25 protein-coding genes are annotated in these 25978 nt (G+C 60.6%); 5 read left to right on the forward strand and 20 right to left on the reverse strand.

Annotated features, from left to right (window positions below):
- Positions 1 to 93 precede the first annotated feature (93 nt).
- Positions 94 to 1314: an aminopeptidase P family protein gene (locus ACR0AZ_RS14985; RefSeq protein WP_480667769.1), complete on the forward strand. Its 1221-nt coding sequence runs from the start codon at positions 94 to 96 to the stop codon at positions 1312 to 1314.
- 62 nt (positions 1315 to 1376) lie between these two features.
- Here the strand turns inward: ACR0AZ_RS14985 and ACR0AZ_RS14990 are convergent, their stop codons facing one another.
- The 20 genes from ACR0AZ_RS14990 to ACR0AZ_RS15085 form a co-directional block, all read right to left on the reverse strand.
- Positions 1377 to 2273: an FAD:protein FMN transferase gene (locus ACR0AZ_RS14990; RefSeq protein WP_480667770.1), complete on the reverse strand. Its 897-nt coding sequence runs from the start codon at positions 2271 to 2273 to the stop codon at positions 1377 to 1379.
- Positions 2270 to 2785 (reverse strand): nitrous oxide reductase accessory protein NosL, encoded by a 516-nt coding sequence (locus ACR0AZ_RS14995; protein ID WP_480471434.1) that lies wholly within the window; start codon positions 2783 to 2785, stop codon positions 2270 to 2272. The genes ACR0AZ_RS14990 and ACR0AZ_RS14995 overlap by 4 nt, the downstream gene beginning before the upstream one ends.
- Entirely contained in the window at positions 2782 to 3603 is an 822-nt protein-coding gene (locus ACR0AZ_RS15000; RefSeq protein WP_480667771.1) for an ABC transporter permease, read from the reverse strand. The genes ACR0AZ_RS14995 and ACR0AZ_RS15000 overlap by 4 nt, the downstream gene beginning before the upstream one ends.
- Positions 3600 to 4493 (reverse strand): ABC transporter ATP-binding protein, encoded by an 894-nt coding sequence (locus tag ACR0AZ_RS15005; RefSeq protein ID WP_480667772.1) that lies wholly within the window; start codon positions 4491 to 4493, stop codon positions 3600 to 3602. Before ACR0AZ_RS15005 ends, ACR0AZ_RS15000 begins: the two co-directional genes overlap by 4 nt.
- Positions 4483 to 5739: a nitrous oxide reductase family maturation protein NosD gene (locus ACR0AZ_RS15010; RefSeq protein ID WP_480667773.1), complete on the reverse strand. Its 1257-nt coding sequence runs from the start codon at positions 5737 to 5739 to the stop codon at positions 4483 to 4485. Before ACR0AZ_RS15010 ends, ACR0AZ_RS15005 begins: the two co-directional genes overlap by 11 nt.
- A 3-nt stretch (positions 5740 to 5742) precedes the next feature.
- Positions 5743 to 7650 carry a TAT-dependent nitrous-oxide reductase gene (gene nosZ / locus ACR0AZ_RS15015; protein WP_480667774.1) on the reverse strand — a complete coding sequence of 636 codons (1908 nt, stop codon included), beginning with the start codon at positions 7648 to 7650 and terminating at the stop codon, positions 5743 to 5745.
- 15 nt (positions 7651 to 7665) lie between these two features.
- Positions 7666 to 9789, reverse strand: a complete 2124-nt coding sequence (locus tag ACR0AZ_RS15020) for a 4Fe-4S binding protein (protein ID WP_480667809.1) — start codon at positions 9787 to 9789, stop codon at positions 7666 to 7668.
- A gap of 44 nt (positions 9790 to 9833) precedes the next feature.
- The gene (locus ACR0AZ_RS15025) at positions 9834 to 10298 is read right to left on the reverse strand and encodes a DUF2946 family protein (protein WP_480667775.1); all 465 of its coding nucleotides are present in this window, start codon (positions 10296 to 10298) and stop codon (positions 9834 to 9836) included.
- 104 nt (positions 10299 to 10402) lie between these two features.
- A complete protein-coding gene (locus ACR0AZ_RS15030; protein WP_480471440.1) occupies positions 10403 to 10666 on the reverse strand; it encodes a hypothetical protein in 264 nt (87 codons plus the stop codon).
- On the reverse strand, positions 10623 to 12176 hold the full coding sequence (locus tag ACR0AZ_RS15035) for a cytochrome D1 domain-containing protein (RefSeq protein ID WP_480667776.1): 1554 nt from the start codon (positions 12174 to 12176) through the stop codon (positions 10623 to 10625). The genes ACR0AZ_RS15030 and ACR0AZ_RS15035 overlap by 44 nt, the downstream gene beginning before the upstream one ends.
- Positions 12151 to 13365 (reverse strand): heme d1 biosynthesis radical SAM protein NirJ, encoded by a 1215-nt coding sequence (gene nirJ / locus ACR0AZ_RS15040; RefSeq protein WP_480667777.1) that lies wholly within the window; start codon positions 13363 to 13365, stop codon positions 12151 to 12153. Before nirJ ends, ACR0AZ_RS15035 begins: the two co-directional genes overlap by 26 nt.
- Positions 13366 to 13368: 3 nt before the next feature.
- The gene (gene ahbB / locus ACR0AZ_RS15045; RefSeq protein WP_480471443.1) at positions 13369 to 13851 is read right to left on the reverse strand and encodes a siroheme decarboxylase subunit beta; all 483 of its coding nucleotides are present in this window, start codon (positions 13849 to 13851) and stop codon (positions 13369 to 13371) included.
- On the reverse strand, positions 13848 to 14297 hold the full coding sequence (locus ACR0AZ_RS15050; protein WP_480660762.1) for an Lrp/AsnC family transcriptional regulator: 450 nt from the start codon (positions 14295 to 14297) through the stop codon (positions 13848 to 13850). Before ACR0AZ_RS15050 ends, ahbB (ACR0AZ_RS15045) begins: the two co-directional genes overlap by 4 nt.
- Positions 14294 to 15283 (reverse strand): siroheme decarboxylase subunit beta, encoded by a 990-nt coding sequence (ahbB, locus tag ACR0AZ_RS15055; protein ID WP_480667778.1) that lies wholly within the window; start codon positions 15281 to 15283, stop codon positions 14294 to 14296. The genes ACR0AZ_RS15050 and ahbB (ACR0AZ_RS15055) overlap by 4 nt, the downstream gene beginning before the upstream one ends.
- A 1-nt stretch (position 15284) precedes the next feature.
- Positions 15285 to 16430, reverse strand: coding sequence for a cytochrome D1 domain-containing protein (locus ACR0AZ_RS15060; protein WP_480667779.1), 1146 nt, complete (start codon positions 16428 to 16430; stop codon positions 15285 to 15287).
- Entirely contained in the window at positions 16427 to 16798 is a 372-nt protein-coding gene (locus tag ACR0AZ_RS15065; RefSeq protein WP_480667780.1) for a c-type cytochrome, read from the reverse strand. Before ACR0AZ_RS15065 ends, ACR0AZ_RS15060 begins: the two co-directional genes overlap by 4 nt.
- Positions 16791 to 17552, reverse strand: a complete 762-nt coding sequence (gene cobA / locus ACR0AZ_RS15070; RefSeq protein WP_480660756.1) for a uroporphyrinogen-III C-methyltransferase — start codon at positions 17550 to 17552, stop codon at positions 16791 to 16793. Before cobA ends, ACR0AZ_RS15065 begins: the two co-directional genes overlap by 8 nt.
- Positions 17553 to 17741: 189 nt before the next feature.
- Entirely contained in the window at positions 17742 to 18143 is a 402-nt protein-coding gene (locus ACR0AZ_RS15075) for a cupredoxin domain-containing protein (RefSeq protein ID WP_480667781.1), read from the reverse strand.
- Positions 18144 to 18197: 54 nt separating this feature from the next.
- On the reverse strand, positions 18198 to 19982 hold the full coding sequence (locus ACR0AZ_RS15080) for a NapC/NirT family cytochrome c (protein WP_480667782.1): 1785 nt from the start codon (positions 19980 to 19982) through the stop codon (positions 18198 to 18200).
- 124 nt (positions 19983 to 20106) lie between these two features.
- Positions 20107 to 21783 carry a cytochrome D1 domain-containing protein gene (locus tag ACR0AZ_RS15085; protein ID WP_480471451.1) on the reverse strand — a complete coding sequence of 559 codons (1677 nt, stop codon included), beginning with the start codon at positions 21781 to 21783 and terminating at the stop codon, positions 20107 to 20109.
- A 231-nt stretch (positions 21784 to 22014) separates the two neighbouring features.
- Between ACR0AZ_RS15085 and ACR0AZ_RS15090 the strand changes: the two genes are divergently transcribed.
- The 4 genes from ACR0AZ_RS15090 to ACR0AZ_RS15105 all read left to right on the forward strand — a co-directional run bounded on the left by ACR0AZ_RS15090 (position 22015) and on the right by ACR0AZ_RS15105 (position 25971).
- Positions 22015 to 23202, forward strand: a complete 1188-nt coding sequence (locus tag ACR0AZ_RS15090) for an NnrS family protein (protein WP_480667783.1) — start codon at positions 22015 to 22017, stop codon at positions 23200 to 23202.
- Between the two features lie 121 nt (positions 23203 to 23323).
- On the forward strand, positions 23324 to 23773 hold the full coding sequence (locus tag ACR0AZ_RS15095; RefSeq protein WP_480471453.1) for a c-type cytochrome: 450 nt from the start codon (positions 23324 to 23326) through the stop codon (positions 23771 to 23773).
- 15 nt (positions 23774 to 23788) lie between these two features.
- Positions 23789 to 25156: a cbb3-type cytochrome c oxidase subunit I gene (locus ACR0AZ_RS15100; protein WP_480471454.1), complete on the forward strand. Its 1368-nt coding sequence runs from the start codon at positions 23789 to 23791 to the stop codon at positions 25154 to 25156.
- Positions 25156 to 25971: an AAA family ATPase gene (locus tag ACR0AZ_RS15105; protein WP_480471455.1), complete on the forward strand. Its 816-nt coding sequence runs from the start codon at positions 25156 to 25158 to the stop codon at positions 25969 to 25971. The genes ACR0AZ_RS15100 and ACR0AZ_RS15105 overlap by 1 nt, the downstream gene beginning before the upstream one ends.
- The last annotated feature ends 7 nt before the right edge of the window (positions 25972 to 25978 follow it).

A 25978-nucleotide genomic window follows, 5' to 3' on the forward strand; every position in this document is an offset into this window, starting at 1 on the left:
GGGATGATCGGCTCTCGGACCCCGAGACCGCCTGTCCTGAACGCCGGGACAAGTGGCCGGGTTTGCCGCCCGGCAAAGATGAGAGACCTAGTCATGACAGACACAACAAAACGCCCGGAATTCTTCACCTGCCACAATGGCGACAAAGCGCCCCTGCCGTTCAGCAAGGGTGAATACGACCGCCGCCTTGGCGCCCTGCGCGCTATCATGGCCAAGCATGACATCCCCGCCGTCCTGCTGACCTCGATGCAGAACATCGCCTATTATTCCGGCTTTCTGTACTGCTCCTTCGGTCGGCCCTATGGCTGCGTCGTCACGCAGGACGCCTGCACCACCGTCTCGGCCAATATCGACGCGGGCCAGCCCTGGCGCCGCTCGATCGAGGATAACGTCATCTACACCGACTGGAAGCGCGACAATTACTGGCGCGCCGTGGCCAGCCTGATCGGCGGGGCCAAGCGGATCGGGATCGAAGGCGACCACATGACCCTGGCGGCGCGCAACACGGCGCTGGACATGCTGGGCGGACCGGAGCTGATCGATATCGCACCTGACACGATGTTCGCTCGCATGGTGAAATCCGCAGAAGAGATCGAATTGATCAAAGGCGGCGCGCACACCGCTGACGTGGGTGGGGCCGCCATCCACGCCGCCATCCGCGAAGGCGCAACCGAGATCGAGATCGCCATGGCCGGCCGCGACGCGATGGAAGAGGAAATCGCCCGCGCCTACCCGGATGCCGAATATCGCGACACATGGGTCTGGTTCCAGTCGGCGCTCAACACCGACGGCGCCCATAACCCGGTCACCAAACGCGCGCTGCAAAAGGGCGATATCCTGTCGCTGAACACCTTCCCGATGATCTCGGGCTATTACACCGCGCTGGAACGCACCCTGTTCCTGGGAGAGCCCGACGCAGACAGCCTGCGCCTCTGGAAGGCCAACGTGGCCGCACACGAACTGGGCCTGAGCCTGATCAAACCCGGCGCGACCTGCTCGGGCATCACGGCTGAGATCAACCGCTTCTTCGCGGATGAGGGCCTGCTGCAATACCGCTCGTTCGGGTATGGCCACTCCTTCGGCATCCTCAGCCACTACTACGGGCGCGAGGCCGGTCTGGAACTGCGCGAAGATATCGACACGGTGCTGGAACCCGGCATGGTCGTCTCGATCGAGCCGATGCTGTGGATCCCCGAAGGCCAGCCCGGCGCGGGCGGCTATCGCGAGCACGATATCCTCGTGGTGGGCGAAGATGGGGCCGAAAATATCACCGGCTTCCCCTATGGTCCCGGCCACAACATCATCGGGGCGTAAGAAAACGGGTGGGGCTGATGGCCCCACCTTCTACTGCCGTGGGCTCATCCCTAAGACCCGGCTCAGATCACCATTTCAACCCGCGCGTCCGGGAAACGGGCCAGAGCTTGCGGGATGTCACTTGTAGGCATCACGCACAGCGCCGTCGACAGCCCGTCCGCAAGGACCGCCTTCGGGGCCGAGACGGATACCGTCTGATGCGTCGGTCCCGCGCCCAATGGGTTCAGGATATGGCCCAATTCAGCGTTCAGCCGCGTGCCGTCCGGGGCCGAGGTGGCAACGGCTCGGTCTTGCAGGGTGATCCGTTTGGCGACCGTTCCATTCGGCCCGGCCAGCCCGACGCGCCAAGGCTCGCCTGTCCTGTGCCGACCCAAGGCAGCAACCTCGCCCATATCCACCAGCACATCGCGCAGGTCGAATGACCGCAACAACACTGCAATCCGGTCCGTAATCGCCCCTTGCGCAATTCCGTTCAAGGTGATCGCCGAGCGTCCGGGATGTGGTAGCCGGATCTCATCCGCGCCGACATGAACCTTGTCCCAGCCAATCACCTGCCGCGCGCGCTCCAGCTTCGGCTGTGCCGCACCGCTGGCAAGCGCCAGCCACAAAGGCTGAATCGTCGGATCAAACACACCGCCCGAGGCGTCGTGAAGCGCCGAACACAAGCTCAGCACCTCTAGCAGCTCGGGCGCAGGGGCGTTCAGATGACCCGTGCGGTTCAACTGGCTGATCTGCGAGTGGGTTCGATAGAGGCTGAATATATCCTCAAGCCGGTTCAGTTCAGCCTCAACCGCGGCAAAGATCGGTGCAGCTTGCGTATCCGTCAGGCCATCAAGCCGCAGGCTGGCCGGTGCACCCAGCGCGATGCCGCGCCATTGGGCAAAGCTCCCGGCGGCTGCGGGCAGGGCGGCGCAGGCGGCCGAGATGGTCAGGAAACGGCGGCGGGTTAGAATGGTCATGCGGGTGTCTCCAGCGCGAGGTCCAGATCGACAGGGCCCAGAACCTCGGTATCGGGTATGTCGGACAGAGGCAGAGCCGCGCCGCCATATTCGGCGATGAACGCCTCTGCCGCGGTGGGGTCGCCAAAGGGCACGACTTCGCGCGCGCCCATGCCGCCAGCGACATTGGCCCCGACGACAAAGCTGGCGCCATCTGCGTCGATCCAGTTGGAAACCCCCGGTTGCTGCCAGCTGGGCGCGACGCTCATGTCGCTGACATAAACGGCCGTAATCTTGGCATCGCGCTCGGGGCTTTTCAGATAGGCCACCATGTCGCGCACCTGTGCAAAGAACAGCGGCGCAGGGTAGCCTTCCAGATGGATCTGCCCCTTGGGCCCGCCATGTTCGGCGATGTTCATCTGGCAGAAAAAGCTCAGCGCATCCGGGGTCAGGTCCACCGGGTCGGGGGCTTCGGCCACCTCCTCCTTGCAGGCCGCCAACGCGACCAGTGCGATCAGGGCGAGGCGTTTCATGGCTCGACCCTCCGGAATGCGAGGCGGGCGAGAGCGAAGCTCAGCACCGGCCAGATCAGCAGCGAGGCAGGCGCGGCCCAGACCGGCAGCGCCTGCGCGGCTCCGGTCATGCCGGATGCCATGGCAACGCCTTCAGTCGCCGCGATGTTCCACAGACGGAACGCGTCGGCCGGGTTGGCCACCATCACCCATGGAAAGACGGATTGGGTGAAGCTGCCGCCCTTATCCATGACAACGGCCCCCAACAGGCCCAGATCATAAAGGACGACAAAAACCAGCCAGAGCCCGGCCGACAGACCCGCCGCCGCCGTGGCCCCCTTTGCCAGGGCGGACAGCAGGTATCCCAGCGCCAGAAAAACAGCGCCCAGCAGGATGGATGTGAGGATGAGACGCGCCAGCGCCATCAGACTCTCCGGCCCCGCGCCGCCAAAGAAAGCGGCCACCGCGCCTGCAGTGCCGAAACCGATGGTCATGGCGAAAGCCAAAGCTGCCAGATGGGCGGTGAACTTGCCCAGCAGGATTTCTCCGCGCCCCGCCGGATAGGACAGCAGCAGCGACAGGCTGCCCCGGTCCACGTCGCCCGCGATGGCGTCGAAAGAAATCATCAACGCCAGCAGCGGCGCGAGGTAAACCGACAGCGTGGTCATCGACGCCACCGAGACGGTCAGCATGTCGACCCCCAGCGTGCCGGTAGGCGCGCTGCCTGCAAAGGTCAGCGCCAGCGCGAACAGAACCATGATCAACGTGGCGACCAGCAGCCAGCGGTTGCGGCGCAGGATCAGCATTTCAGTGCGGGTGATGGCGAGGAAGCGGGTCATTGCAAATCCTCCTGTGCGTAGTGGCGATACAGATCTTCCAGCTTGGGCGGGGTCATTTCCACATCCGCGACCGCATCGCCCAGTCCAGCGATCCGGCGCAGGGCCTCCATCTTGTCTTCGGGTGAGCAGAGCAATTCGACGGATGCCCCATTGATCCGGCTGCCGCCCAGTTCAGCGGCCAGCACATCTGGATTGGCGCTGGCTCGTACCTTCAAGCGGATCGGCAGACCGGCCAGAGCCGACAGATTGTTCAGGGTGTCATCAGCCACCATCCGGCCCTTGCGCATGATAGCGATCCGGTCGGTGCGCGCCTCAACCTCGGTCAGAGCATGGGATGCGATCAGAACCGCTGTTCCCTGTGCTGCCAGCTCATCAATGATGGCATAGAGGTCTTGGCGCGAGATTGGGTCTAAGCCCGATGTCGGTTCATCCAGCAGAGCCACCTTCGGCTGACCCAGCAGAACCTGCGCCAGACCAAGACGTTGCCGCATGCCTTTGGAATAGGTGCCGATCCGACGGTCCAGAGCATCGCTCAGGCCGACACGATCCAGCAAACCGGACACATCGGCTTTTGCGCCTGAAAGCTGCGCGAACAGGGTCAACTGCTCGCGCCCGGTCAATGCGGGATGAAATGACACCGCTTCGGGCAGATAGGCCGTCTCGCGCCGCGCCAGCGCGCTGCCGGGGGTGGCGTCTCCGATCCGAATGGCTCCGCTATGGATCGGCGTCAGGCCGAGGATGGATTTGATCAGGGTCGACTTGCCTGCGCCGTTATGGCCCAGCAGCGCAACGCGCTGACCGGGGGCAAGGGACAGGGTGATATCGTCAAGAACGCGGGTTTTCCCTCGGTCCTTGAGAACATGGTCGATTGACAGGGCCTTATCCGTCATGAGGCACCTTTTTCATAGCTGGGGGTTCAGGGGCTTGCATCAATGGGTTGCTGTCCATCACGCCGCCCGGTAGCAGTGCCGGGAAGGCCGATTGCGACCAGCGCACGAGCTGCACGGCAGGAGAGCCGAGCAGCAATTTGGCTGCGGGTTGGGTCCACAGCACATGGTCCATCGAGTCGTTGGGGCGATAGGGCGCATCGGCAATGCCGTTGCCATCCACATCATAAGCGGCAAAATCGGACCAGTAGTTTCCGCGCCCGTCTTCAGACCACTCGACCCATTTGGTCGAGACGTATTTCACCTGCGTCCGGTTGCCGATGAAAGAGTTGCCGACGATCCGGTTACGCTCGGACCCGGCCGTAAAGTGGATGCCGATGCCGCATCCCTGGAACCAGTTGTCGGTGAACTCGTTCTTGTTCGAGTTATAGAGGAAGGTGCATTTTTCCTTGGCACCCTTCACCACATTGCCGGTGATAACGCTCTTGTTGGCATAGTTCAGCATCACGCCATGTTCGCGGTCATCAATCGACACATTGTCGGTGACTTTGACATTACTCGTGAACATCACTGCATAGCCCAGATCGTTACCGATCGAGACGTTATTACTGACCACCGAATTGTCGGCATACATGTAATGCACCGCAAAGCGCAGATCACGGAACAGGTTGCCGGTGAAGGTGTTCTTCTTCGACGAGTTCACAAAGATCCCGTCGCGGCCAAAGCGGATATCATTGTCCTCAACCACCGCACCCGGCGCGTTCCAGACATAGACGCCATTGCCGCGGTCGTTCATCCGCCGATCCTGCCGCCCTTCGATCCGGTTGCCACGCACGATGCTGTCCTTCGCACCGTGAATGTCGACGCCGTAGAGGTTGCCCAGCAGCACATTATCCTCGACCACCGGCGCTTTGGCCGTTTTGGTCAGCTGGATACCGCTGTCGATCCCGTCATGGCTGGAACCTGATCCGATCACCGTCAGCCCGCGCACGGTCACGCCGGGCCCAGTTACGGTGATGACACTGCCCGCCCCTTGTCCGTCAATCGTGGCCTGTCCCAGCCCGTCGATAGTGACGGGCCGGTCCAGCACAAGTGTTTCGGTATAAACACCGGGGCTCAGGCGGAGGGTGTCCCCATCCGCCGCCTGCGCCAATGTTTCATTGATGGCCCCCGCCCGGTTGGGCACATCCCAGTCCGCCGCCCAAAGGGGCGAGCCGAGCAGGAGCGGTATGAGCAGGGGCCAACGCATGGGTTATGCTCCCTGCGGCTCGACCAGCATCCGGCCGCGCATTTCCATGTGCAGCGCGTGGCAGAACCACTGGCAATAGAACCAATGGACGCCCGGACGGTCGGCAGTGAAGGTGATCGACGCGGTTGCCATCGGTCCGATCTCGAAGGCGATGCCGTAGTTGCCCAGGCAGAAGCCGTGGGTCACGTCATCCACGTCATCCAGGTTGGTGACGAAGATTGTCACCTCGTCACCCTGTTTGACGGTGAACTTCTCAAGGCTGAATGTCGGCGCCTGCGAGGTCATGTAGACCCGCACCTTGTTGCCATCCCGGATGGGCTCTTCTGCGCCTTCTTCCAGATCGATGCCATCGGCTTCGGCCTGTTTGCGGGCGTCTTCCCAAGTGACGTCGTTGCGGTCCCACACGTTGACCGGGTTGACGATGTCACTGCGAACGATGATCGAGTCATGCGGCTCGGCAAAGGTCGGCCCGTCGTGAACCACCTTCATCTCATCCGACGAGATATCGATCAGCTGTTCGTTTTCAGGCTTCAGCGGACCCACATTCAGGAACCGGTCTTTCGAGAACTTGTTCATCGAAATCAGCCACTTGCCATCGGCATCCTTGGTCTCACCCATCGAAGTCGAGTTGTGGCCCGGCTGATAATGCACATCGACCTTCGAGATGATCGGATCGACATCCTCACCCGCATAGGCGCGGATCGCCTTGTCCATGTTCCACTTCACGATCTGACTGTCGAGGAACAGAGTGGTGAACGCGTTGCCCTGACCGTCATACGCGGTGTGAAGCGGGCCAAGACCCAGCTGCGGCTCACCCACGATGCAGGATCGCGGATCGGCATCGCTTTCGAACAGCGCGTCCAGCTTGGTCACATCCATGATCGATACGGTGGGCGACAGCTTACCGTTGATGCAGACGTGCTTGCCGTCAGGCGCGGTGTTGATGCCGTGCGGCGAGTTCGGGATCGGGATGTAGCGGGTGTATTTCTTGTTCTGACCCTTACGTCCGTCCAGAACTTTGACGCCTTTCAGTTCCTGATAGTCGCCAGCCTCGATGCCCTTTTCGATTTCCGCGAGGTTGAAGACAACAACGTGGTCCAGCTCGTTCTCGGTCATCTCGGCCAGGTTCATACCCATTTCCGAGTTGTACGAGGTCGAATAGGCGTATTTGCCCTGATAGTCGCAGTCGGTGTTGTCGAGGTTACCCGACACGATCACCTGCCATGCCACTTCCATGGTGTCGCCGTCCAGCGCGGTGAAGATGTTCACGTATTGCGACGGATCGTCCAGCACGGAGCCGTCATTGACCAGCGGAGTTTCATCTTCGCCGTTGGCAAAGACATAGCCAGTGCGCGGGAATTTCTGCGGACGCAGGCCGTGGATCGCCTTGGCATTCGGGATCTCGGTGATCTTGTCGCATTTCATCACATCGCAGCGCACACGAGCAACGCGGGTGTTGGCCTTGTCGTTCATGAACAGGTAACGGCCGTCATAGGTGCCGTCAGTGAACGACATATGCGGGTGGTGAAGGTCGCCGTTGTCATAGGTTTTCATGCCGCGCTTGGCGAGAAACTCTTTGGTCTCCGGCAGTAGGCCGTCGGTCATGATCTTCAGCGACTCGTTGGTCTGGCCCCAACCGGTGGCCGAGCAGCGGTTGAACACCGGCACCCGCATCAGCTCGCGCATGGACGGGAAGCCCAGAATGCGCAGCTCGCCGGTCTGACCCGAGGACCAGAAGCCGTAGTATTCGTCCAGCTCACCGGGCTGCAGGTTGGCATTGGCCGCAGCGCTGGCTTCTTTCGCGGTCATCAGGGTCGAGCCCAGACCGGTCCCGGCCAGCACGGCGCCGGTTGCGGTTGCACCCAGCATGCCGCGGCGTGTGACGTTCAGTTTCTTGTCATGTTCCGACATGATCGTTCCTCCTTTTTAGGAAACGGTTTGCGGTTTGGCGTTCGGATGGTTCGCCGGTGGTTGCCCGAGGGGGGTCTTGGGATTGACCGACCCTGTCTTGGCCCGCCGCTTCAGCTGGCGGATAACGACGGGACATTTGTCCTCGGACTGGTAGAGCACCTGACAATGCAGGCAGGTGACGCACTCGTTCGGATTGATCTCACCGGTGGGGTGGATCGCCTGAACGGGGCATTCGTTGGCGCAGGTCTGACACGGCGTGCCGCAATCCTTGTAGCGACGCAGCCAGTCGAACATGCGAATTCGGGCCGGGATCGCCAGCGCCCCGCCCAGCGGGCAGAGATAGCGGCAGTAGAACCGTTCGACGAACAGCCCGATCCCCAGCAGGGCCAGCGCAAAGACCACGAAGGGCCAGTCGCGCATGAATTTCAGGATGATCGCGGTCTTGAACGGCTCGACCTCGGCATATTTCTCGGCCAGCGGGATCGAGACAAAGCTGATCCCGAACAGCACGAGGAAGATCATGTATTTCGCAGGCCAGAGGCGCTCGTTCAGACCCCAGGGCAAGGTCCATTGCGGCACCTTGAACGCCCGTGCGATCTTGTTTGTCAGTTCCTGCAGCGCGCCAAACGGGCACAGCCAGCCGCAATAGGCACCCCGGCCCCAGAACAGCAGCGCGGCGGCGACGGCGAACCACTGGATGAACACCAGCGGATCCAGCAGGAACGCATCCCATGAAAAACCTGTGCGCAGGCTGCCGGCCAGCGCCATCAGGTTCACCACGCTCAGCTGTGCATTGGCGTACCAGCCAATGAAGAACAGCGTCATGGTCAGGAACCCGATGCGGAACCAGTAGAAGACGCGCGCGTTCATCGTGGCGTGGAACTGGAAGAAGAAGGTGGCTGTCAGCACCAGCAGCATGGCACCCAGAACCGCGATCTCGACCACACGGTCTTTCCAGATGCGCTGCCACAGGGCGGCCTTTGCCGCGGCCTCGCCGGTTGCGTCATCGACCACCACAGGGGCGGCAATCGGCAGCAAATAGCGCTCGGGCAGTTTGTAGCCCAGATCGAAGGTCAGGAAGGTCTTCTCAACCGCGCCCACCGCACGCTGCACCAGCAGCTGCAGGCGGAAGGGTTCGGCCGGGTCGAACTCGGCATCAGCGGGGATTTTGAAGATATCCAGCTCGGTGAAGCTTGGCGCATCTGACGCGGCAACCGTGCCCAGACGGCGCTGCTGCTTATCAAAGAACCGCACCGAACTGTCGCCCTGGATCAGCTGTATCCGGTCAAAGATGCCACCACGGACATAGCCCGAGCCCTTGAAACTGTAAGCGCCACGACCCAGCACAAGAATGGCCTGTTCGCCCTCATCCAGCCAGTTGACCAGATTCTGGTATTCGGCCTCACCCAGCAGTGACTTGCCGATGGACGGCACCGAGACCAGCGCCATGTGCATGTCAATGAAGGTGTCATCGGGCTCACCCGGCTCTGGCCGCTTGATCGCGCGCTGATCGCCGGTGGCCTCAAACGCGGCGTTGACCTGTCCGACGTCCAGCGTCAGCCGCCGAATCGATCCGTCGCCCGACAAGGTGGTCCAGTCATAGACCGCAACCTGCGCCATATCGACTTCGCGCTTTGGTCCATCGGCCTGCAGCGGAGACAACCCCCCCAGCCCCAATGCCCGCGCCACTTTGATGCCGCCGCGCACAAGGCTGTCGTCAATCACCATGATCGTGACAGTGGCCCCTGAGATGATGTCGAGGTCATGCCCCTCACCCCCGGTCTCGGCCTCAACTTTCAGGTCCAGACCTGTGTAGCCTTCGGTCAACTCGACCATGCGCGAATTGGGGATGCCGATCAGCACGATGGGTTCCGAGTGTTTGACCAGCTGCACACCGGTCAGCACCGCATCACCATCAATCGCGGCGACCACATGGATCGGCTTGCCGGAATAACCGGTCGTGCCGACAAAGTCGGAGGTCAGAAAAGCCCAGGCGACGGTTTCGCCCCCCTTCAGGACGGGCGCAACGGGCACGTCCTCGCGCACCGGGCCAAAGGCATCGGCACCGGGGGCCAGATCGGCGGGCTCAATTTCAGGCAGGAAGCTGGCAAGGCTGTCGGCATGGGCACTGATCGCCATCAGGCAGGACAGAGCAAGGGCCAGCATAAAGTGGAATGCGCGACTTACGACCACGGCGCACCTCCGATACTTAGGGTAAACGCCATGGACGCGCGCGGGGCGCGTTCGATTATTTCTTGGGCCGGGCGCGGGGGTCCGCGGGTTTCGGGCCAGAGCCAATTCGAGTTGTACAACTCGAAAGATGGGCCCTGTTCGCAACGTACAACACGAACAAAACCGGTTTGCCGCAGCTCCGGCAGCTCAGGCACAGGTGCAGAGCCGGTGACGGCGCACAGCGCGCAATCGGCGCATTTCGGGCAGTACGCGGTCGGGTCTTCGGTGTCCTCCTCAAGATCAACCTCGACCCAGACCGCGCCGCCTTCCGAGCAGATCTCCACCCAGACACTTTCACCGGGACTCGCCAGCGCCGGCGCAAAGGTCTGCAACAACAGAAGGAATATGCCCGCCAACCCAACCGCCGCGCGAACCGCGCGGGCAGGGAGATTGTGCAATGGGGTCAGGGCAGGCATGGAGACTCCGACTCGGGAAGCTGAGCCTGATTTCTAGGGGATTCGGTTTGGGCGATACTTGACTTAGGTTAGGTGTAGTGAATTTCTGATTTTCACTATAAAAATCAACTGTCTGCCTCATCCATCAGACCGCGCACCCAACGTCCGGCCAGCCACGCCGCCGGTATGCCCAGAGGGATCGACCAAAGGATCGCAGGCACCGGTGCAATGGCGCTGAATCCTGCGCTGTGCAGGATCAATCCGGCCAGAAACAGGTTGATGGCCACGGTCAAAGCCGTGGCCGGATAAAGCAGGATGGCCAGTTTCCAGACCGGCCATTTGCCCTCAGTGGCTGGTGCCTTCCGAGAAGGTGATTTTGTTCCAGACATTGTACTTTCCAGACGGTTTGCGCATCGGCAGGCGGCGGACCTCTTCCAGCGTTTGCGCGTCATAGACGATCACCGCGCCGTCATCCTCCCAGATCGAAACCAACGCGTGGCTGCCATCCTTGGTGAACTCCACATGGGCCACGGTCTTGCCCGGTGCAGGGCGCAAAGTCTTCACGATTTCAAGGCTTTGCTTGTCAATCACATGCATCGCATCCTTGTTCGGTCCAAAGAACACATCGGCCCAGACGTAAGGTGAATTCTCATGGCTGCGCATGAAAAAGCCAGGTCCTTCGGTCTTGATCCGCTTGACGGTTTCCCAGCTTTCCATGTCGATCACCGACACGGTACCATCGGTCAGATGCGGCGTCGCCATCACGGTTGTATCGCCGCGTTTCCACGTGATGCCCGAACCTAAGTGAGGCATCCCCGGAAGGTCCAGATCGGCGACCTTATGGCCGATCACCAGATCGATCACCTGTCCGCCCTTGCCATCGCGCGAGGCTCCCATGACGTATTCATAGCTCTGGTCGAAAAAGAAATCGTCCAGATAGTCGGGTGTTGTGATCTTGCGCACCGGGAAAGGATCAGGGTTCTTGAACTGGCCCTCAATGCGGAAATCATGCCCCAGCCCGAATTGCGGCGGGTTGGCCCCGTAGAAGACCTCCCAAATCTCGGGAACGTCTTTCAGCGCCAGCACGAAGCTTTCGCGCGGCGGCGCCTGATATACTGCTGAGACGCGGCTGGGAACGCCTTTTTTACTTTTGACTTCAATGACTTTCGCCACCGACAGGTCCTCGGTCGAAAGCAACGTTAAAGAGTTCGGCAGGTAGTTCGCCACCGCCACCCATTTGCCATCCCCTGACATGGCGATGTTACGGCTGTTCAGCCCCGCACGCACGCGACCCACCTGTTTCAGCGCCCAGATATCGTATTTCTGCACCCAACCATCACGCGACATGATGAAGACATAGCGCCCATCGGGGCTGAATTTCGGCCCGCCATGCACGGCAAAGGGCGTCTCGAACCGGTCCAGAACCTCGAACGTATCGCCATCCAGAACGCTCACATGATGATCTCCGGTTTCCACCACCAGCGTGATGTTCATCGGGTCGCTGTCCCAGACAGGCGCGTCCACAGGCGCGTAATCCTCGTCCAGAGTACGGCTGGCCATGATATCGGCCTCGCCCCATTTGGGGTTGGTCTCCAGCGGAGATTTCAGCCAACCTGCCAGTTCCTCGATCTGCAACGCATCGAGCTCATGCGAAAAAGCGGGCATCTGTGTGGCCGTGCGCCCCTCGGCAATCACCGCCGCAACGCGTGGCCCACGCATCCGTTTCAGGGTCTCGGGGATCAGGGCCGGACCAACCCCGCCCAGACGGTTCTCGCCATGACATGAGGCGCAGTGCTCGGCATAATCCGAAGGGGCGTCCGCCCAAGCGGCGCTGGCCAGTAGCAGCGAACAGAGGGTTCCGATTCTCAGGGTGTCAAAAGAACTGATGCGCCGGATCATGGCTTTTCCCTCGGAACGGTGTGACCTGCAGACGCTCACCTGCGTCCTGCACGCCGATTTCTTGGTTTGACAGGTAGCAGGCCGGGTCTTCGGCCCACGGATCTCCGGTAAGCTGCAGAGCACGAATGCGGGTGTTGCCACCGCAGACATCCTTTAACTGACAGGCACCGCAACGCCCTTTCAACGGGCGTGGACGAGTGCGCAGCATGGCGAGCATTGGGTCGTCGCCGGTCCAGAGGTCCGAGAACGATTTGGTCTTCACGTTGCCGACCGTGTAGTCGGACCAATAGGTGTCGGGATGCACCCGCCCCAGATTGTCGATATTGGCCACACCCAACCCGCTGGAGTTGCCACCCCAGGCAGCCAGATGCTCCCGCACGTGCGCGGCTTTGGCATCGTCGAAATGTGCCCGGACCCAGTTCAGGAAGTACCCCGCATCAGCGTCGTTATTGCCGGTCACGATGTCCAGAGGGCGACCGCCAGACGCAGCCTCCCAAGCGCGTTCCAGCAACAGATCCAGACCGTTACGGGTGCGCAGATGCTCGGCATCCTCGCCCCGGTTTTTATCGCCGCGCCCGGCGTAAACAAGGTGAGACAGGTAGAACTTGTCGACCCCCTCATCATCACATAGCTGTAACAGATCAGGCAGGTGATGTTGCGTGCCTTCGGTCAGGCAGAACCGCAAGCCGACCTTGATGCCGCGTTTCTTGCATTCGCGCACACCGCGCAGGGCGTCGGCAAAGGCGCCTTCGACACCTCGGAACCAGTCATTCGTGGCCCCGATTCCGTCCAGCGAGATGCCGACATAGTTGAAGCCCACGTCTGCAATCATATCGGCGGTTTCGTCGTAAATCCGCGTGCCGTTGGTCGACAGTGCCAGCATCGGCACCAGATCGCGCGCACGTTTGGCGATGTCGAAGAAATCGAACCGGTCCAATGGTTCCCCACCCGAGAGGATCAGGGCCGGGACGCGAAATTGGCCCAGATCCTCGAGGGTTACCATGGCTTGCTCGTGGCTGAGCTCACCGGGGAACGCGACATCCGCCGATACGGTATAACAATGGCGGCATTTCAGATTGCAGCGTCGCGTCAGGTTCCAGATCACCACAGGTTTCACCGGTCCGGGTCGACGCTTGCGCATCGGGGTCGGTTTGACCAGTTGGTGCATGTATTCAGTCAGGCGGAACATATCTCAGCCTTTCTTTTTCAGGCGCAGCCCGGTCTTTTTCAGGATGCGTGTTGAATAGAGGATGTCTTTGGCCCCGCAGGCCTCACCCAGAATGGCCGCGATCTCGGCGCGTTTCTCCTCGACCTCCTCGCGATCTGCACCATGAACCATGGCGAACAGGTTGTAAGGCCAGTCGGGCAGGGCGCGCGGACGCTCGTAGCAGTGGGTGACGAAGGGCAGAGCACCTATCCGAGCCCCCAGCTCGGCCACGCGGTTGTCGGCGACATCCCAGACGGTCATGCCGTTCGAGGTCATCCCCAGTTTGTAGTGGTTGGGGGCCGCAGCAATGCGCCGGATGACACCACGCGATTTCATGTCGGCCAGACGGAACAGCAGGGTCTCTTCATCCAGGCCCAGTTCGTTAGCAACCTGCGCATAAGGGGCGGGCACCAGCGGCAGGCCGCCTTGCAACGCCTCGATAATCTCTCTGTCCTTTGCGTCGATCATGCCGCTACCCGGAAGCCGATGAAGAATTCCTGAAGTTTGGGAAACTGCAGGACCGCGATCCCGGTTTCCCGTTCGATCGCCTCGGCTGTGGTTGCGATGCCCTCGGGCGTTTCGGTTGCCAGAACGAACCACATGTTCAGTCGATGCGTGCGTTCATAATTATGCGCGACCTCTGGATGCGCATTGACTTTGGTCAGGACGGTTTCAAAATCCTCGGGCGGCACGGCCATGGCACACAGGCAGAAGGCACCCCCCATTGCAGCTGCGTCGAAGAAGGGGCCAAAGCGGGTGATGACGCGTGCGTCCTTCATCCGTGCCAGACGGCTCAACAGGTCGGATTCCGTGATCCCCAAGTCCTCGGCAATCGCCGCGTAGGGGTGCGAGTTCAAAGGCAGATCATCCTGCATCCGGTTCAGGATCGCGCGGTCGGTGTCGTCCAGCGTCATGCGGCGGCCTCCTTCGGTTGGATCAATGCACCGGTCTGTTTGAAGCAGCGGGTCGAGAACAATACTTTGCGCTGCGCACCAAAAAGTTCAGGCAGGGCGGCGGCCCCGGCCAGGACCTCCATCGCCTCGGGGCGCGAGCGTGCGTGGATCATCGAATAGAGGCGATAGGGCCAGACATCCTCGACCGGATTGCGCTCATAGCAAAGCGTCACGCCGGGATGGGCCGCCAGCGCTGGCCCGGCAGTGTCGACCTGCTCTGGCGGCATGTCCCAGACCACCATCGCATTGGCGGACCAACCCAGGGCGCGGTGGCGCACAATGACGCCGAGGCGCGAGATGATCCCGGCTTGGTGCAAAGCAGCGATGCGTTCCATTATGTCATCTGGGCTGCGGTTCAGGGTCCGGGCCAGAGCAGCATAAGGCTCAGCAACCAGCGACAGCCCGGAACTTAAGGCTTGTAACAGCGGCCGGTCGCCTTCACGCATGGCCGAACGATCAACTTTCCGAGGGCCAAGAGTATTGCGGGTCTCGCCTGACATACGAAAGCCCAGATCAATATTGAACGGCCGAACCAGCCGCAAATCCAGAACCCGCAGCCCCGAGCGTTGCGAGATCCGGGCGAGGGTGTCGTTCACATGCGCCCGGTCTGGACCGGTGGCCACGAACCAAAGGTTCCAGTCATCCTCGCGCTGGTAATTGTGGTTCACACCAGGTTCGGCATCGATCAGCGCCGCGACCTCTTCCAGCCGTTCTTCCGGAGCCGCCACAGCTGCCAGCGTACTGGCCGAAACCGCGCCGGGTGCAATCGTTGCGCCAACCCGCGTGATACGCCCAGTCTTGCGCATCCGGGCCAGACGGTCGAGCACTTCGGCCTCATCCAGACCCAGCGCGTCCGCCAGGACCTGAAACGGGCGCTCGGTTATGGGAAAATCGCGCTGAAACTCGTCCAGCAGACGGCGGTCGATGGGATCGGTGATGTGCTGCATGTCAAAGCCCCGTTCTGTGCGCACGGGCGGTGAAGAAGATGCCGGATGGGCTGTCGGCCTCAATCTCACGCAGCTTTTCAAATGTTTGCGTGTCGTAGACCATGACCTTGTTGGCATCGCGCACGCTGATCCAGACTTCATGCCCGCGTGGCGTGAATTCCATATGCAGCACGGCGGGGCCGGGTTTGAACTCGTGGATGATCTCCTTGCTGACGCTGTCGATGACCTGAATTGTATCGTTCAGCGGGTGCGCAAAATTCACCCAGACCTGCCGTCCGTCGGGTCGGGCCATGGCAAAAACCGGCTGGCCGTGGGTCTGCGTGCGCCCGGTCTCGGTCAGGGTGTCGGAATCGATCCACAGAACCTCGTGATGGCCGACGGCGGGCAGAACGAACTCACGACCCGTTAACGCCCAGCCTTCGAGGTGAGGCATTTTGTAGACCGGCATCTCTTCCTGTCCGCGCCCGTAATCGGGCAGCACGCGGATGGGTTCGGGCGTCTCAGCCCACAGGTCCAGCGCGGTCAGGCCGTCTTCACCAAACAGACCGGTGATATAGGTGCGGCCATTGGCAGTAATCAGCGCGTCATAGGGGTTTTTGCCCATGTCGGGGATCTTGGTGATCGCGGGATCTCCGTTGGAGAAATCGGCGATCCAGGTCTCGCCCGAATCCCACATGGTAAAGACAAACCGACGGCCCGGTGCGTCGACCAGACCGATGGTTTTGCTGTCAGTTGGGATGTCGGCGACCATCTCTAACGTGTCCGCATCGAACACGCGCACACCGCCGGGTTCATAGTTCGACACGGCGACCAGCTTGCCATCGTCCGAAATCGCGCCGCCAATGGCATTGCCCGCCTGTACGACGCGATTCACGATCTGACGGGTGACGATGTCTACTTTGGTCAGCCCACCGTCACGCCCGAAAACATAGGCAAAGCGTTCATCGGGTGAGTAGACCAGCGAGGCATGGGACAGGTCGCCCAGCCCTTCGATCCGGGCCAGTGCAGCACGGTCGGATTGATCCACCAGCAAGACCGAGCCTTTGGCCCGTTCGATCACAAGGCCGAGGTCCCCGGTCGCGGTGGGCTCAGCCTGCGCGGTGGTCATCAACAGGGTGGCGGCAAGGGTAAGGACGAGCTGTTTCATTGTGCCTCCTGTGCCAGCAGGTAACGTGCGATCCATTCGGCCTCTTCTTCACTGATCAGAGGCCGCCAGGGGGGCATCGCGGTGTCGGGGATGCCGTCGAGGATCACGCCGGTCAGAACCTCTGCGTCGTAGTGGTCCAGCGTTTCGGACCGCAGATCGGGGCCAAGGCCGCCTTTCAATGACAGGCCATGGCATGAGCCGCAGTCCTGATGGACAAGACGCTTCAGCGCGCTCGGATCGAGCGTGTCTGCGGCGAAAGCCGTGGTGGCCACAAGGACGGCTGTAGAAAGGACAGCGCGCGCGGTCCAACCCTTGCGCCCTCCCGCAGACGGTCGCCGCGTAGGCCTTCTGGAACCCAGCTTAGCCATGCGCCTGCTCCAGCAATTCAGCCAGGGGCCGTTCAGCGTAAAGCGATACAACCTTGCCGATGATAAACAGCGTGGGCGCGCTCAACTCTGCCTCGCGGACGTCCGCCGCCAGCCGATCCAGTCGGGATACCATGCGGCGCTCGTCCGACGTGGTCGCTTTGCCAACCGCCAGAACGGGGGTCGAGCCGGGCAGGTTTTCGGTCATCAGCCCCATGGCAATCTGGCCGATATTGGCGACGCCCATATAGACGACCAGCGTCGAGTCTGGATCGGCCAGACGTTTCCAATCCAGGTCCAGCACCTTGTCGGCCTGCCGGTGTCCGGTGACATATTGCACCGAGGTCGCCAGCCCACGATGGGTCAGTGGCACGCCGGTGGAACAGGATGCGCCCTGTGCAGCGGTGATGCCGGGCGCGTATTCGACCGGGATGCCGTTTGCCATCAGATGCGCAGCCTCTTCCGAGCCGCGCCCGAAGATCATCGGATCACCCCCCTTGAGGCGGGCAACGGTGTGACCGGCGCTGGCTTCTTCGACGAGGATTTCGTTGATGCGATCCTGCGGCACCGTATGACATTTGGGCGCCTTCCCAACCGGGATCAGCCGTGCGCCATCAGCGTGCAGATTGAGAATATCGGCCGAGACCAGACGGTCATAAACCACCACATCCGCTTCTTGCAGCATCCGCAGCGCGCGCAGGGTCATCAGTTCGGGGTCGCCGGGGCCTGCGCCAATCAGAAAAACCTTACCGCTCATGTGCAAACTCGCTTGGTCTGAATGTCTTCGGAACCCGGAGTTCCTGCGCGATCAGGTGACGTTGCTGGGTGAGCCGGGCGTGTCATGGGGCCAGACTGCCGCAATCGAAAAGGAACCTCCTTGACTAAAGTTAAGGAGCGCGGGAATTGCCCCGCGCTCCTTTTTGCTTGCCTGTATGATTGCCTCGGCTCAGGGTTCGACAGTGATCATGCCGATCATGTTCTGTGTCTCCCAATGTGGCCCGCACAGGTATTCCTGCGGGCCGGGGGTGAGGAAGGTCAGGTCAACCGACTCCTCAGGAAACAGCCGGTCGCTTTCGGGTTCGCTGCCGTCTTTCAGCAAGACCGAGTGACTGGTGCGTTTGTCCACGTTCACCCAGCGCACCGTTGTGCCCGGATTCAAGGTCAATTCGACCGGGCAGAACGTGTATTTGTACATCAGAACAACCTCGGCATCCTCAACGGCGGATGAGGGCTGACCAAACAGCTCGACATAGCGCTCTTCTGCTTCTGCACACAGCTCGGCGGTTTCGTCCGCCCAGGCGGGTGTGGCCAGAAGCAGCAGCGCGGGAAGAAGGTGTTGGGATTTCATCGTCCAAGTCTCCTCTTCTAAGCGGAAGGGGCCGGATCGCCCGGCCCCTCTCCCTTATTGTTTGACCACGTTGATGAAGGCGCTGTCGTCGTCCAGCGCCAGGCTGGTATCCAGCGTCACATGGTGGAACCGTGCGGCGGCAAAGTCATCGTGGATGGCAAAGCCGACGGTATAGGTCTGCCCGGCCTCCAGCGGGATATCCCCAGGCGCGCCGGAGTTCAGCGGACGGGTGAAGACCACAGTCCACATGCCCGCATCCAGACTGGCCGAGGCGGCGATTTCGCCGTCATTGACCACGCGCTGTTCCAGAAGATAGCCATTGGTGGCACTGCCGTCCGCATAGACACGCATCAGGTCCAGATAGGTGCCGTCAGCCAGATACTGCTCGATCTGATCGGCGGCGTGCAGCTTGTCCCAGCCACCCAGGGCCTTGCCGCGACGGCCTTTGATTTCGACCCCGGTCCGACTTTCGCTGATGTATTTGGTCACCGTATCTTGCGTGCTCAGACGGCCAGAGACATCGCCATTCGCGGCAATCGCATCGGCACCCGGATCAAAGGGCATATAGGAGTTGTCCGCGTGGCACGAGGCCCAGCAACCCACTTGATCACCCAATTCGATCCCTGTGCCAGTGATCATCATGGCCACCTTGATCTGGTTGTCGGGGTCCATCTTGCCGCCATCGACGAAGGGGGCGGGGTTGTGGCCCGCATCCGGCCATTGCAGGCGGATGTACAGGTTCTCATCATCATGAGCGGCCTGCACGGTTGCGTCGATCACGCCGCGTTTGCCCGGGATCGGGGTGGGTTCCAGATCGCCACCAGCCACGATTTTGTTGCCGATCGCATCTAGTTCGGCAGCGTGGCAGGTCGTGCATTGGTCTCCGCCCTTGGTCAACGGACGGGCACCGCCGTGGGATCTGCCGTTCTGAACCCACTCGAACGAGGCCTGACCGGGATAGAACAGTTTCATATCTGCACCGGGGACAGCGGCCCAATCGATATTCGTGGCAACATCGCTTCCGCCACCTGCAGGGGCTGCAGCTTCTTCGCCAGAGGCTTTGGCACGCTCTTCCGCGACAGCTGCGTCAACTGCCGCTGCGATCTGGGCCTGTACGGCCTCTTGCTGGGCAACACGCGCGGCTTTCTCAGCCTCAGCATCGGCGGCTTCCTTAGCTTCGATCCGCTCCAGACTGGCCAGATATTCGGCAGGGATCTCGCGGATGAAATCGGGATTCGGCGCTTCAAGTTTTTCCAGATATTCTTCATCGGCCCGGTCGCGGGCATCCGAGTGTGCGATCCCCTTGTGGCAGTCAATACAGGTCTGACCAACGGTCATCGCGTTCAGGTGCTGCTGACGGGCGCGGGGTTTCTGGAACTCGGGCATCATCGACTCGAAGTCATGGCAGTTGCGACACTCGCGCGAGTCGGTGGCCTTCATCCGTTCCCATTCATTCATAGCCAGATGCACACGCTTGGCTTCAAACTTTTCGCGGGTGTTGATGGTGCCGACCATCTTGCCATACAGCTCTTTGGACGCCTTGATCTTGCGAATGATCTTGTGGGTCCAGTCCTTGGGCACGTGGCAGTCCGAACAGACCGCGCCCACACCTGAACGGTTCACGTCGTGGATCGTGCCGGTGTATTCTTCATATACGAAATCACGCATCTCGTGGCACGAGACGCAGAATTCCTTGGTGTTGGTGGCTTCCATGGCGGTGTTGAACCCGCCCCAGAAGATGATGCCGGCGGCAAAGGCCGCAGCGATCCCGGCCACGGGCATTCCCCACAGGAAATACCGGCGCCAGATTGGTTTTTTCTTTTCCGGTTCGGAGGTCATATCCGGTCTCCGTTTTGGCTTCTTTCTCTGGCCCTGGATGTCAGGCCTGTGGATTTGGCTGATGAGTCAAACGAGGAAAGGGCGGGCGAGGGGCCCGCCCTTTCCGGTGCTGAGTACAAACCCGTCAGGTGACGTGGTTCGACCGGTTGTAGACGTTGAACTTACCGGTCGGGGCAAACAGACCTTTCACACGACCGATCTCTTCCAGCGTCTTGGCGTCGAAGATCACGATCTCACCATTGGCCTCTTTCGAGGTCGAGCGGTTCCACTTGGACACCCAAACCTCGGAGCCGTCCTGGTTGAACTCGAAGTGGACGGCGACATTGCCTTCCTCTTCGGTGATCTGGATCGTTTTCACGATCTCACCGGTTGCCTTGTCGATGACCTGCACCGATTGCTGAATCTCAGGCTCGGGATGCTTGGTCTGGTCGGCCCAGATGTAATCCGATTCCGGGTGCGTCCGAATGAACAGGCCGGGTCCGTCGGTTTCCACCTCATAGCAGACCTTCCAGGCATCGTCCGGGCGACCTTCGGGGTCGTTGCCCCAAACGGTGACCGTGCCTTCGCCCAGGTGGGTTGTACCGGCAACAGGACCGCAATTCGGGTCATCCCAGTTGGCGCCCGGGCCGGGGTGCGGCAGCGGCGCGGTGTCGATCAGAGCTTCCAGCTTGTGGGTCTCGGTATCGACCACGACCATCTTGTTCGACGCGTTCGCGGCGATCTGGAAGTAACGACCGGTCGGATCAAAGAACCCGTCATGCAGGAACTTGGCGCTGTCGATCTTGTCGATCCGCAGGTTGTCCAGATCGGAGTAGTCCACCTGCCAGAGCTGACCGAGTTCTTTGACGGCCACGATCCATGTGGGCTCGTTCGGAGTGGTGTAGATGGCGGCCACGCGAGCCTCTTCCACATAATCCCCGTCCACGTTGTAACCGCGGGTCGAGACGACCTTTTTCGGCTCCATGGTTTCGGCGTCGACGATGGCGAAGTGCGGCGGCCAATAAGCCCCACCGATCACGTATTTACCGTCACCCGAAACGGCCACGTCGCGGGCGTCATAACCAATGGTGACCTCGGCCACGAGCATGTTCTCGGGGTTCTGCCACAGGTCGATCTTGGTCATCTTGCCGTCGCGGCCCATAGTGTACCAGAAGCGGCCCGGATTCTCCGGCTCTTCCAGTTTATGGTGCTCGGACGCTTTCAGGACGTGCACGGCATAACCGGTCGGGATATGCGCCAGCACTTCCTTGGTGTCGCCGTCGATCACGGCCACCTTACCCACGTCACGTTCGATGACCACGAAGAAGTTTTCCCAGTTGCGGCCATGCAGCGGCTCGGTCGGGTAATCCTGCGGTTCGACATAGACCTTGCGGGTCGCCATCATCTGCTCAAGCGACATCTCCGGCGGCTTGGGCGGCTCCATCTGGATGTAGGTCGCCATATCGCGGATTTCTTCTTCGGACATCACATCCGAGAAGTTGTTCATACCGCCCTCGGTGCCCCATGCGATGATCTTCTCAAGCCGGTCCTGTCCCAGTTTCAGGGTGCCGGACTCGGTCACGGTGCCATCGTCGTTCTTTGTTTCAACCAAAGGCTCAAGGCTTTTACCTGTCGCCCCTTTGCGCAGCACGCCGTGGCAACCGGCGCAGCGTTCAAAGTAAAGTTGTTTTGATGATTCAAAGGCTTCCTTGCTCAGGGTTGGCTCTTCTGCAAAGGCTGGCGCAGCGACGCTGCCCAGCAGCATCGCCAAACCGACCCCGAAGGCGCGGCCAGTTCTGTTGTAGCTGATTCCAAGTGACATGATCACTCTCCATTTGCTGGTGAGGCAGGTCCAAGGGTGAGACATCACGCGTTTGTCATCCTTGACGAAAGTCAACGGAAGGCCTGCAAACTGCGCCGAAAGGCAATATTTCCACCAATAAAATAAGGGTTTCGGAGGCATCTTTTCGCCTGCTTGATTTCTGTTAAGTGAGCTGGAACTGAAGCTCGCTAGGTTCTCACCCAGAGGGCATCAGAGCCGAGGAGAGCAGACATGTCGGCAGTCATCGCGCGGGTTTTTGGCGAAGGATTTCGGGTCTTTTTCCTGTCAGCCGGTTTATACGGTCTGTTCGTTGGCGGTGTCTGGGGTGTCTGGTTGATGGTCCAGACCGGCGCGGTTTCTTATTCGGGCACGAGCTATGCGATGACCCCACCGATGTGGCACGCGCATGAGATGATTTTCGGCTATGCCACCGCCGCGCTGGGCGGGTTCTTTCTGACCGCCGTGCCGAACTGGACCGGTGCACCCGACGCGCGAGCGCGGTTCATAATGCTGGCGGCGGGTCTTTGGCTTCTGGGGCGTCTGGCCATGTGGTATTCGGCTGCGCTGTCGCCTGTTCTGGTTGCCGTGCTTGATCTCGCCTTTGTGCCGATCCTGGCCGCGAAGATCGCGACTCAGCTGATCCGACGTCCTAAACCGCAGAACATGGTGTTTCTGCTGCTGCTCAGCCTGATCTGGATCGCCAACCTGCTGACTCACTTGCAATGGATCGGGATCACCAATGACACGCTCGATACCGGCCTGCGTGTTGGGCTGCTGACCTTATGTTCCATGATCGCGATTCTGGGGGGGCGGATCACGCCGTCTTTCACCCGTAACGCGATGAAGCGCGAGGGTGCGCCGGAAGAGGCGTGGCCGGTTTCTGTTGCCGCACTCGATAAGGCAGGCATGGTCGTCGCTTTGCTCCTGCCAATCAGCGCGCTGATCCTTGGGATCAGCATGGTGACCGGGCTGGTGGCGCTGATCCTTGGCGTTGTGCAGATCCTTCGCATGGCGCGCTGGCGGTCGCTCTGGGCCATGCGGCAGCCGATTCTCATAGCCTTGCATGTTGGGCTTGGAATGCTTGCGCTTGGCCTGATCTTGTGGGGCCTGTCCCTGTTGGGCATCGGCAATGAGATTGCGGCGCTGCATGTGCTGGGCATCGGTTGTGTCGGCGGCATGACCCTGGCGATCATGAGCCGCGCCGCGCTCGGTCATAGCGGGCGGGCGTTGGTTGCGCCAACGCCGATGGCGGTGGCCTACGGGTTGATGGCACTGGCCGCGATTCTCAGATGGGTTGGATCGGATCTGAGCACCGGCTACCTGACGGCGATGCTGGTTGTCGATGGGCTATGGATCGGAGCGTTTGCGCTCTATCTGATCGCCATGTGGTCGGCACTGACCGGTCCGCGCGCGGCCTGAAAAATAAAGTTATTCAAATAGCTTACTCTTTCCTACGAACTGTCTTGACTTTCGTTAAGGCAGCCCCGCCACCCAGCCGCCATTGTCGTCACACTAGCTAATCTGCGCAAAGGAGAGCGCAATGCGAGAAGTCATGACAAAGAGCATGGCTCGCAACATATTCTATGGCGGGTCACTGTTCTTCATCCTCATTTTCCTGGCCCTGTCGGCCCATTCGCACTGGTACATCGTCAATTCCGAGAATTCGGCGAAACTGGATGAGAGTGTGGTCCGCGGTAAGCACATCTGGGAAAAACACGCCTGTATCAACTGTCACTCGATCCTGGGTGAAGGTGCCTATTTCGCCCCCGAAGTCGGCAATGTAATGACCCGCTGGGGCGTCCTCGACGACCCGGAATCAGCCTTTGAATCGCTCAAGGGCTGGATGGAGGCGCAACCCACCGGCATTCCCGGCCGTCGGCAGATGCCCAATTTCAACCTCAGCGACGAAGAGCTTCGCGACCTGACCAACTTCCTGATCTGGACCGACAATATCGATGCTCAGGACTGGCCACCGAACGAAGCCGGTTAAGGAAGGAACAGAGCAATGAAATACGAATCCCAAAAAATTGCGCTGGCCTACTTTGCCGTGGCCATGGCGCTGTTTGCGATCCAGGTGCTGGGCGGACTGCTGGCGGGCTGGGTCTATGTCATGCCCAACACGCTCAGCGAGTTGTTGCCGTTCAACATCATCCGCATGCTGCACACCAACGCGCTGATCGTCTGGCTGATCACCGGCTTCTTTGGAGCGGCCTATTTTCTGGTCCCGGAAGAAACCGAACGCGAGATCCACTCGACCAAGCTGGCTTATCTGCAGCTGCTGATCCTTGTGGTCGGTACGCTGGGTGCGGTGCTGACCTATACCTTCAACCTGTTCGAAGGTAACTGGCTGCTGGGCAAAGAGGGGCGCGAGTTCCTTGAACAGCCCAAATGGGTCAAGGCGGGCATCGTCGTGGCGGCGCTGATCTTCCTTTACAACATCTCGATGACGGTGCTGAAGGGTAAGAAAACCGCGATTTCGAACATCCTTGTTCTGGGCCTTTGGGGTCTGGCGCTGCTGTTCCTGTTCGCCTTCTACAATCCGGGCAACCTGTCTCTGGACAAGCAATACTGGTGGTATGTCGTCCACCTGTGGGTCGAAGGTGTGTGGGAGCTGATCATGGCCTCGATCCTGGCCTACCTGATGCTGAAGCTGACGGGTGTGGACCGTGAGATCGTCGAGAAATGGCTTTATGTCATCGTCGCCGCCGCTCTGTTCTCGGGCATCCTTGGCACAGGGCACCACTACTACTGGATCGGTACGCCCGCGTATTGGCAGTGGATCGGCTCGATCTTCTCAAGCCTCGAGGTGATCCCGTTCTTCGCAATGATGGCCTTTGCCTTCGTCATGGTCTGGAAAGGCCGTCGTGACCATCCCAACAAGGCCGCGCTGCTGTGGTCGCTGGGCTGTGCCACGCTTGCCTTCTTCGGTGCCGGTGTCTGGGGCTTCCTGCACACGCTGCACGGGGTGAACTACTATACCCACGGTACGCAGATCACAGCGGCCCACGGTCACCTGGCCTTCTACGGTGCTTATGTCGCCCTGAACTGCGCCATCTTCAGCTATGCCATGCCGATCCTGAAAAACCGTGATCCGTATAATCAGGTGCTGAACATGGCTTCGTTCTGGCTGATGACCGGCGGCATGGTGTTCATGACCTTCGTTCTGACCTTTGCCGGAACCGTGCAGACGCATATGCAGCGTGTGGTGGGCGACTACTACATGGACGTGCAGGACCAGATCGCCATCTTCTACTGGATGCGCTTCGGTTCGGGTGTCGTCGTGGTGCTTGGTGCGCTGTTGTTCATCTACTCGATCTGGGTGCCCCGGAAAGAGGTGATTGAACCCGGCAAGATCGAAACCCCTGCGGAGTGATGAATATGGACGGCTCCATGAAACTGAATGAGGGGGCGGCAAACGCCCCCTTCTACCTCGCCCAAGGCGATGAATGTGATGTGTTCTGCGCCGCTTACAACAATGATCTGCCGGTTCTGCTGAAAGGCCCGACAGGCTGCGGCAAGACCCGATTTGTGGCCCATATGGCTGCGCGTCTTGGCCGCCCGCTTTATACCGTGGCCTGCCACGATGACCTGGCCGCCGCTGATCTGATCGGGCGTTACCTGTTGAAAGGTGGTGAAACCGTCTGGGTCGATGGCCCCCTGACCCGGGCGGTACGCGAAGGTGCGATTTGCTATCTCGACGAGGTGGTCGAGGCCCGCAAGGACGTCACCGTCGTGCTGCACCCGCTGACAGACGACCGGCGCATTTTGCCGATCGACCGCACGGGTGAAGAACTTGAGGCCGCGCCCGGCTTCATGCTGGTCGCATCCTATAACCCCGGATATCAGAATATCCTGAAAACCCTGAAACCCTCGACCCGGCAGCGGTTCATCTCGCTGGAGTTCGACTTCCCGTCACCTGAAATGGAGGCCGAAGTTGTCTCCCAGGAAAGCGGACTGCCGCTGGAGCGCTGCAAGCCGCTGATCCGTCTGGCGAACAAACTGCGAGGGCTCAAGGGTCAGGACCTTGAGGAAGGCGTTTCCACCCGTCTGGTCGTCTATGCCGCGACATTGATCGCACAAGGCATGTCCACCGACCGCGCCATCCTTGCCGCTATGATTGAACCTCTGACTGATGACGAGGATATCAAACGCGGGCTCCTCGATCTTGTCACGGCTGTCTTTGGGTGAGGCCGGC

The organism is Ruegeria sp. BE3 (genome assembly GCF_056538865.1).

What these genes read in the sequence shown, in the direction of transcription:
- ACR0AZ_RS14985 (WP_480667769.1), top strand. Translation starts at nt 94, where the DNA reads ATGACAGACACAACAAAACGCCCGGAATTCTTCACCTGCCACAATGGC.
- ACR0AZ_RS14990 (WP_480667770.1), bottom strand. Translation starts at nt 2,273, where the DNA reads ATGACCATTCTAACCCGCCGCCGTTTCCTGACCATCTCGGCCGCCTGC.
- ACR0AZ_RS14995 (WP_480471434.1), bottom strand. Translation starts at nt 2,785, where the DNA reads ATGAAACGCCTCGCCCTGATCGCACTGGTCGCGTTGGCGGCCTGCAAG.
- ACR0AZ_RS15000 (WP_480667771.1), bottom strand. Translation starts at nt 3,603, where the DNA reads ATGACCCGCTTCCTCGCCATCACCCGCACTGAAATGCTGATCCTGCGC.
- ACR0AZ_RS15005 (WP_480667772.1), bottom strand. Translation starts at nt 4,493, where the DNA reads ATGACGGATAAGGCCCTGTCAATCGACCATGTTCTCAAGGACCGAGGG.
- ACR0AZ_RS15010 (WP_480667773.1), bottom strand. Translation starts at nt 5,739, where the DNA reads ATGCGTTGGCCCCTGCTCATACCGCTCCTGCTCGGCTCGCCCCTTTGG.
- nosZ (WP_480667774.1), bottom strand. Translation starts at nt 7,650, where the DNA reads ATGTCGGAACATGACAAGAAACTGAACGTCACACGCCGCGGCATGCTG.
- ACR0AZ_RS15020 (WP_480667809.1), bottom strand. Translation starts at nt 9,789, where the DNA reads ATGGCGATCAGTGCCCATGCCGACAGCCTTGCCAGCTTCCTGCCTGAA.
- ACR0AZ_RS15025 (WP_480667775.1), bottom strand. Translation starts at nt 10,298, where the DNA reads ATGCCTGCCCTGACCCCATTGCACAATCTCCCTGCCCGCGCGGTTCGC.
- ACR0AZ_RS15030 (WP_480471440.1), bottom strand. Translation starts at nt 10,666, where the DNA reads ATGTCTGGAACAAAATCACCTTCTCGGAAGGCACCAGCCACTGAGGGC.
- ACR0AZ_RS15035 (WP_480667776.1), bottom strand. Translation starts at nt 12,176, where the DNA reads ATGATCCGGCGCATCAGTTCTTTTGACACCCTGAGAATCGGAACCCTC.
- nirJ (WP_480667777.1), bottom strand. Translation starts at nt 13,365, where the DNA reads ATGTTCCGCCTGACTGAATACATGCACCAACTGGTCAAACCGACCCCG.
- ahbB (WP_480471443.1), bottom strand. Translation starts at nt 13,851, where the DNA reads ATGATCGACGCAAAGGACAGAGAGATTATCGAGGCGTTGCAAGGCGGC.
- ACR0AZ_RS15050 (WP_480660762.1), bottom strand. Translation starts at nt 14,297, where the DNA reads ATGACGCTGGACGACACCGACCGCGCGATCCTGAACCGGATGCAGGAT.
- ahbB (WP_480667778.1), bottom strand. Translation starts at nt 15,283, where the DNA reads ATGCAGCACATCACCGATCCCATCGACCGCCGTCTGCTGGACGAGTTT.
- ACR0AZ_RS15060 (WP_480667779.1), bottom strand. Translation starts at nt 16,430, where the DNA reads ATGAAACAGCTCGTCCTTACCCTTGCCGCCACCCTGTTGATGACCACC.
- ACR0AZ_RS15065 (WP_480667780.1), bottom strand. Translation starts at nt 16,798, where the DNA reads ATGGCTAAGCTGGGTTCCAGAAGGCCTACGCGGCGACCGTCTGCGGGA.
- cobA (WP_480660756.1), bottom strand. Translation starts at nt 17,552, where the DNA reads ATGAGCGGTAAGGTTTTTCTGATTGGCGCAGGCCCCGGCGACCCCGAA.
- ACR0AZ_RS15075 (WP_480667781.1), bottom strand. Translation starts at nt 18,143, where the DNA reads ATGAAATCCCAACACCTTCTTCCCGCGCTGCTGCTTCTGGCCACACCC.
- ACR0AZ_RS15080 (WP_480667782.1), bottom strand. Translation starts at nt 19,982, where the DNA reads ATGACCTCCGAACCGGAAAAGAAAAAACCAATCTGGCGCCGGTATTTC.
- ACR0AZ_RS15085 (WP_480471451.1), bottom strand. Translation starts at nt 21,783, where the DNA reads ATGTCACTTGGAATCAGCTACAACAGAACTGGCCGCGCCTTCGGGGTC.
- ACR0AZ_RS15090 (WP_480667783.1), top strand. Translation starts at nt 22,015, where the DNA reads ATGTCGGCAGTCATCGCGCGGGTTTTTGGCGAAGGATTTCGGGTCTTT.
- ACR0AZ_RS15095 (WP_480471453.1), top strand. Translation starts at nt 23,324, where the DNA reads ATGCGAGAAGTCATGACAAAGAGCATGGCTCGCAACATATTCTATGGC.
- ACR0AZ_RS15100 (WP_480471454.1), top strand. Translation starts at nt 23,789, where the DNA reads ATGAAATACGAATCCCAAAAAATTGCGCTGGCCTACTTTGCCGTGGCC.
- ACR0AZ_RS15105 (WP_480471455.1), top strand. Translation starts at nt 25,156, where the DNA reads ATGAATATGGACGGCTCCATGAAACTGAATGAGGGGGCGGCAAACGCC.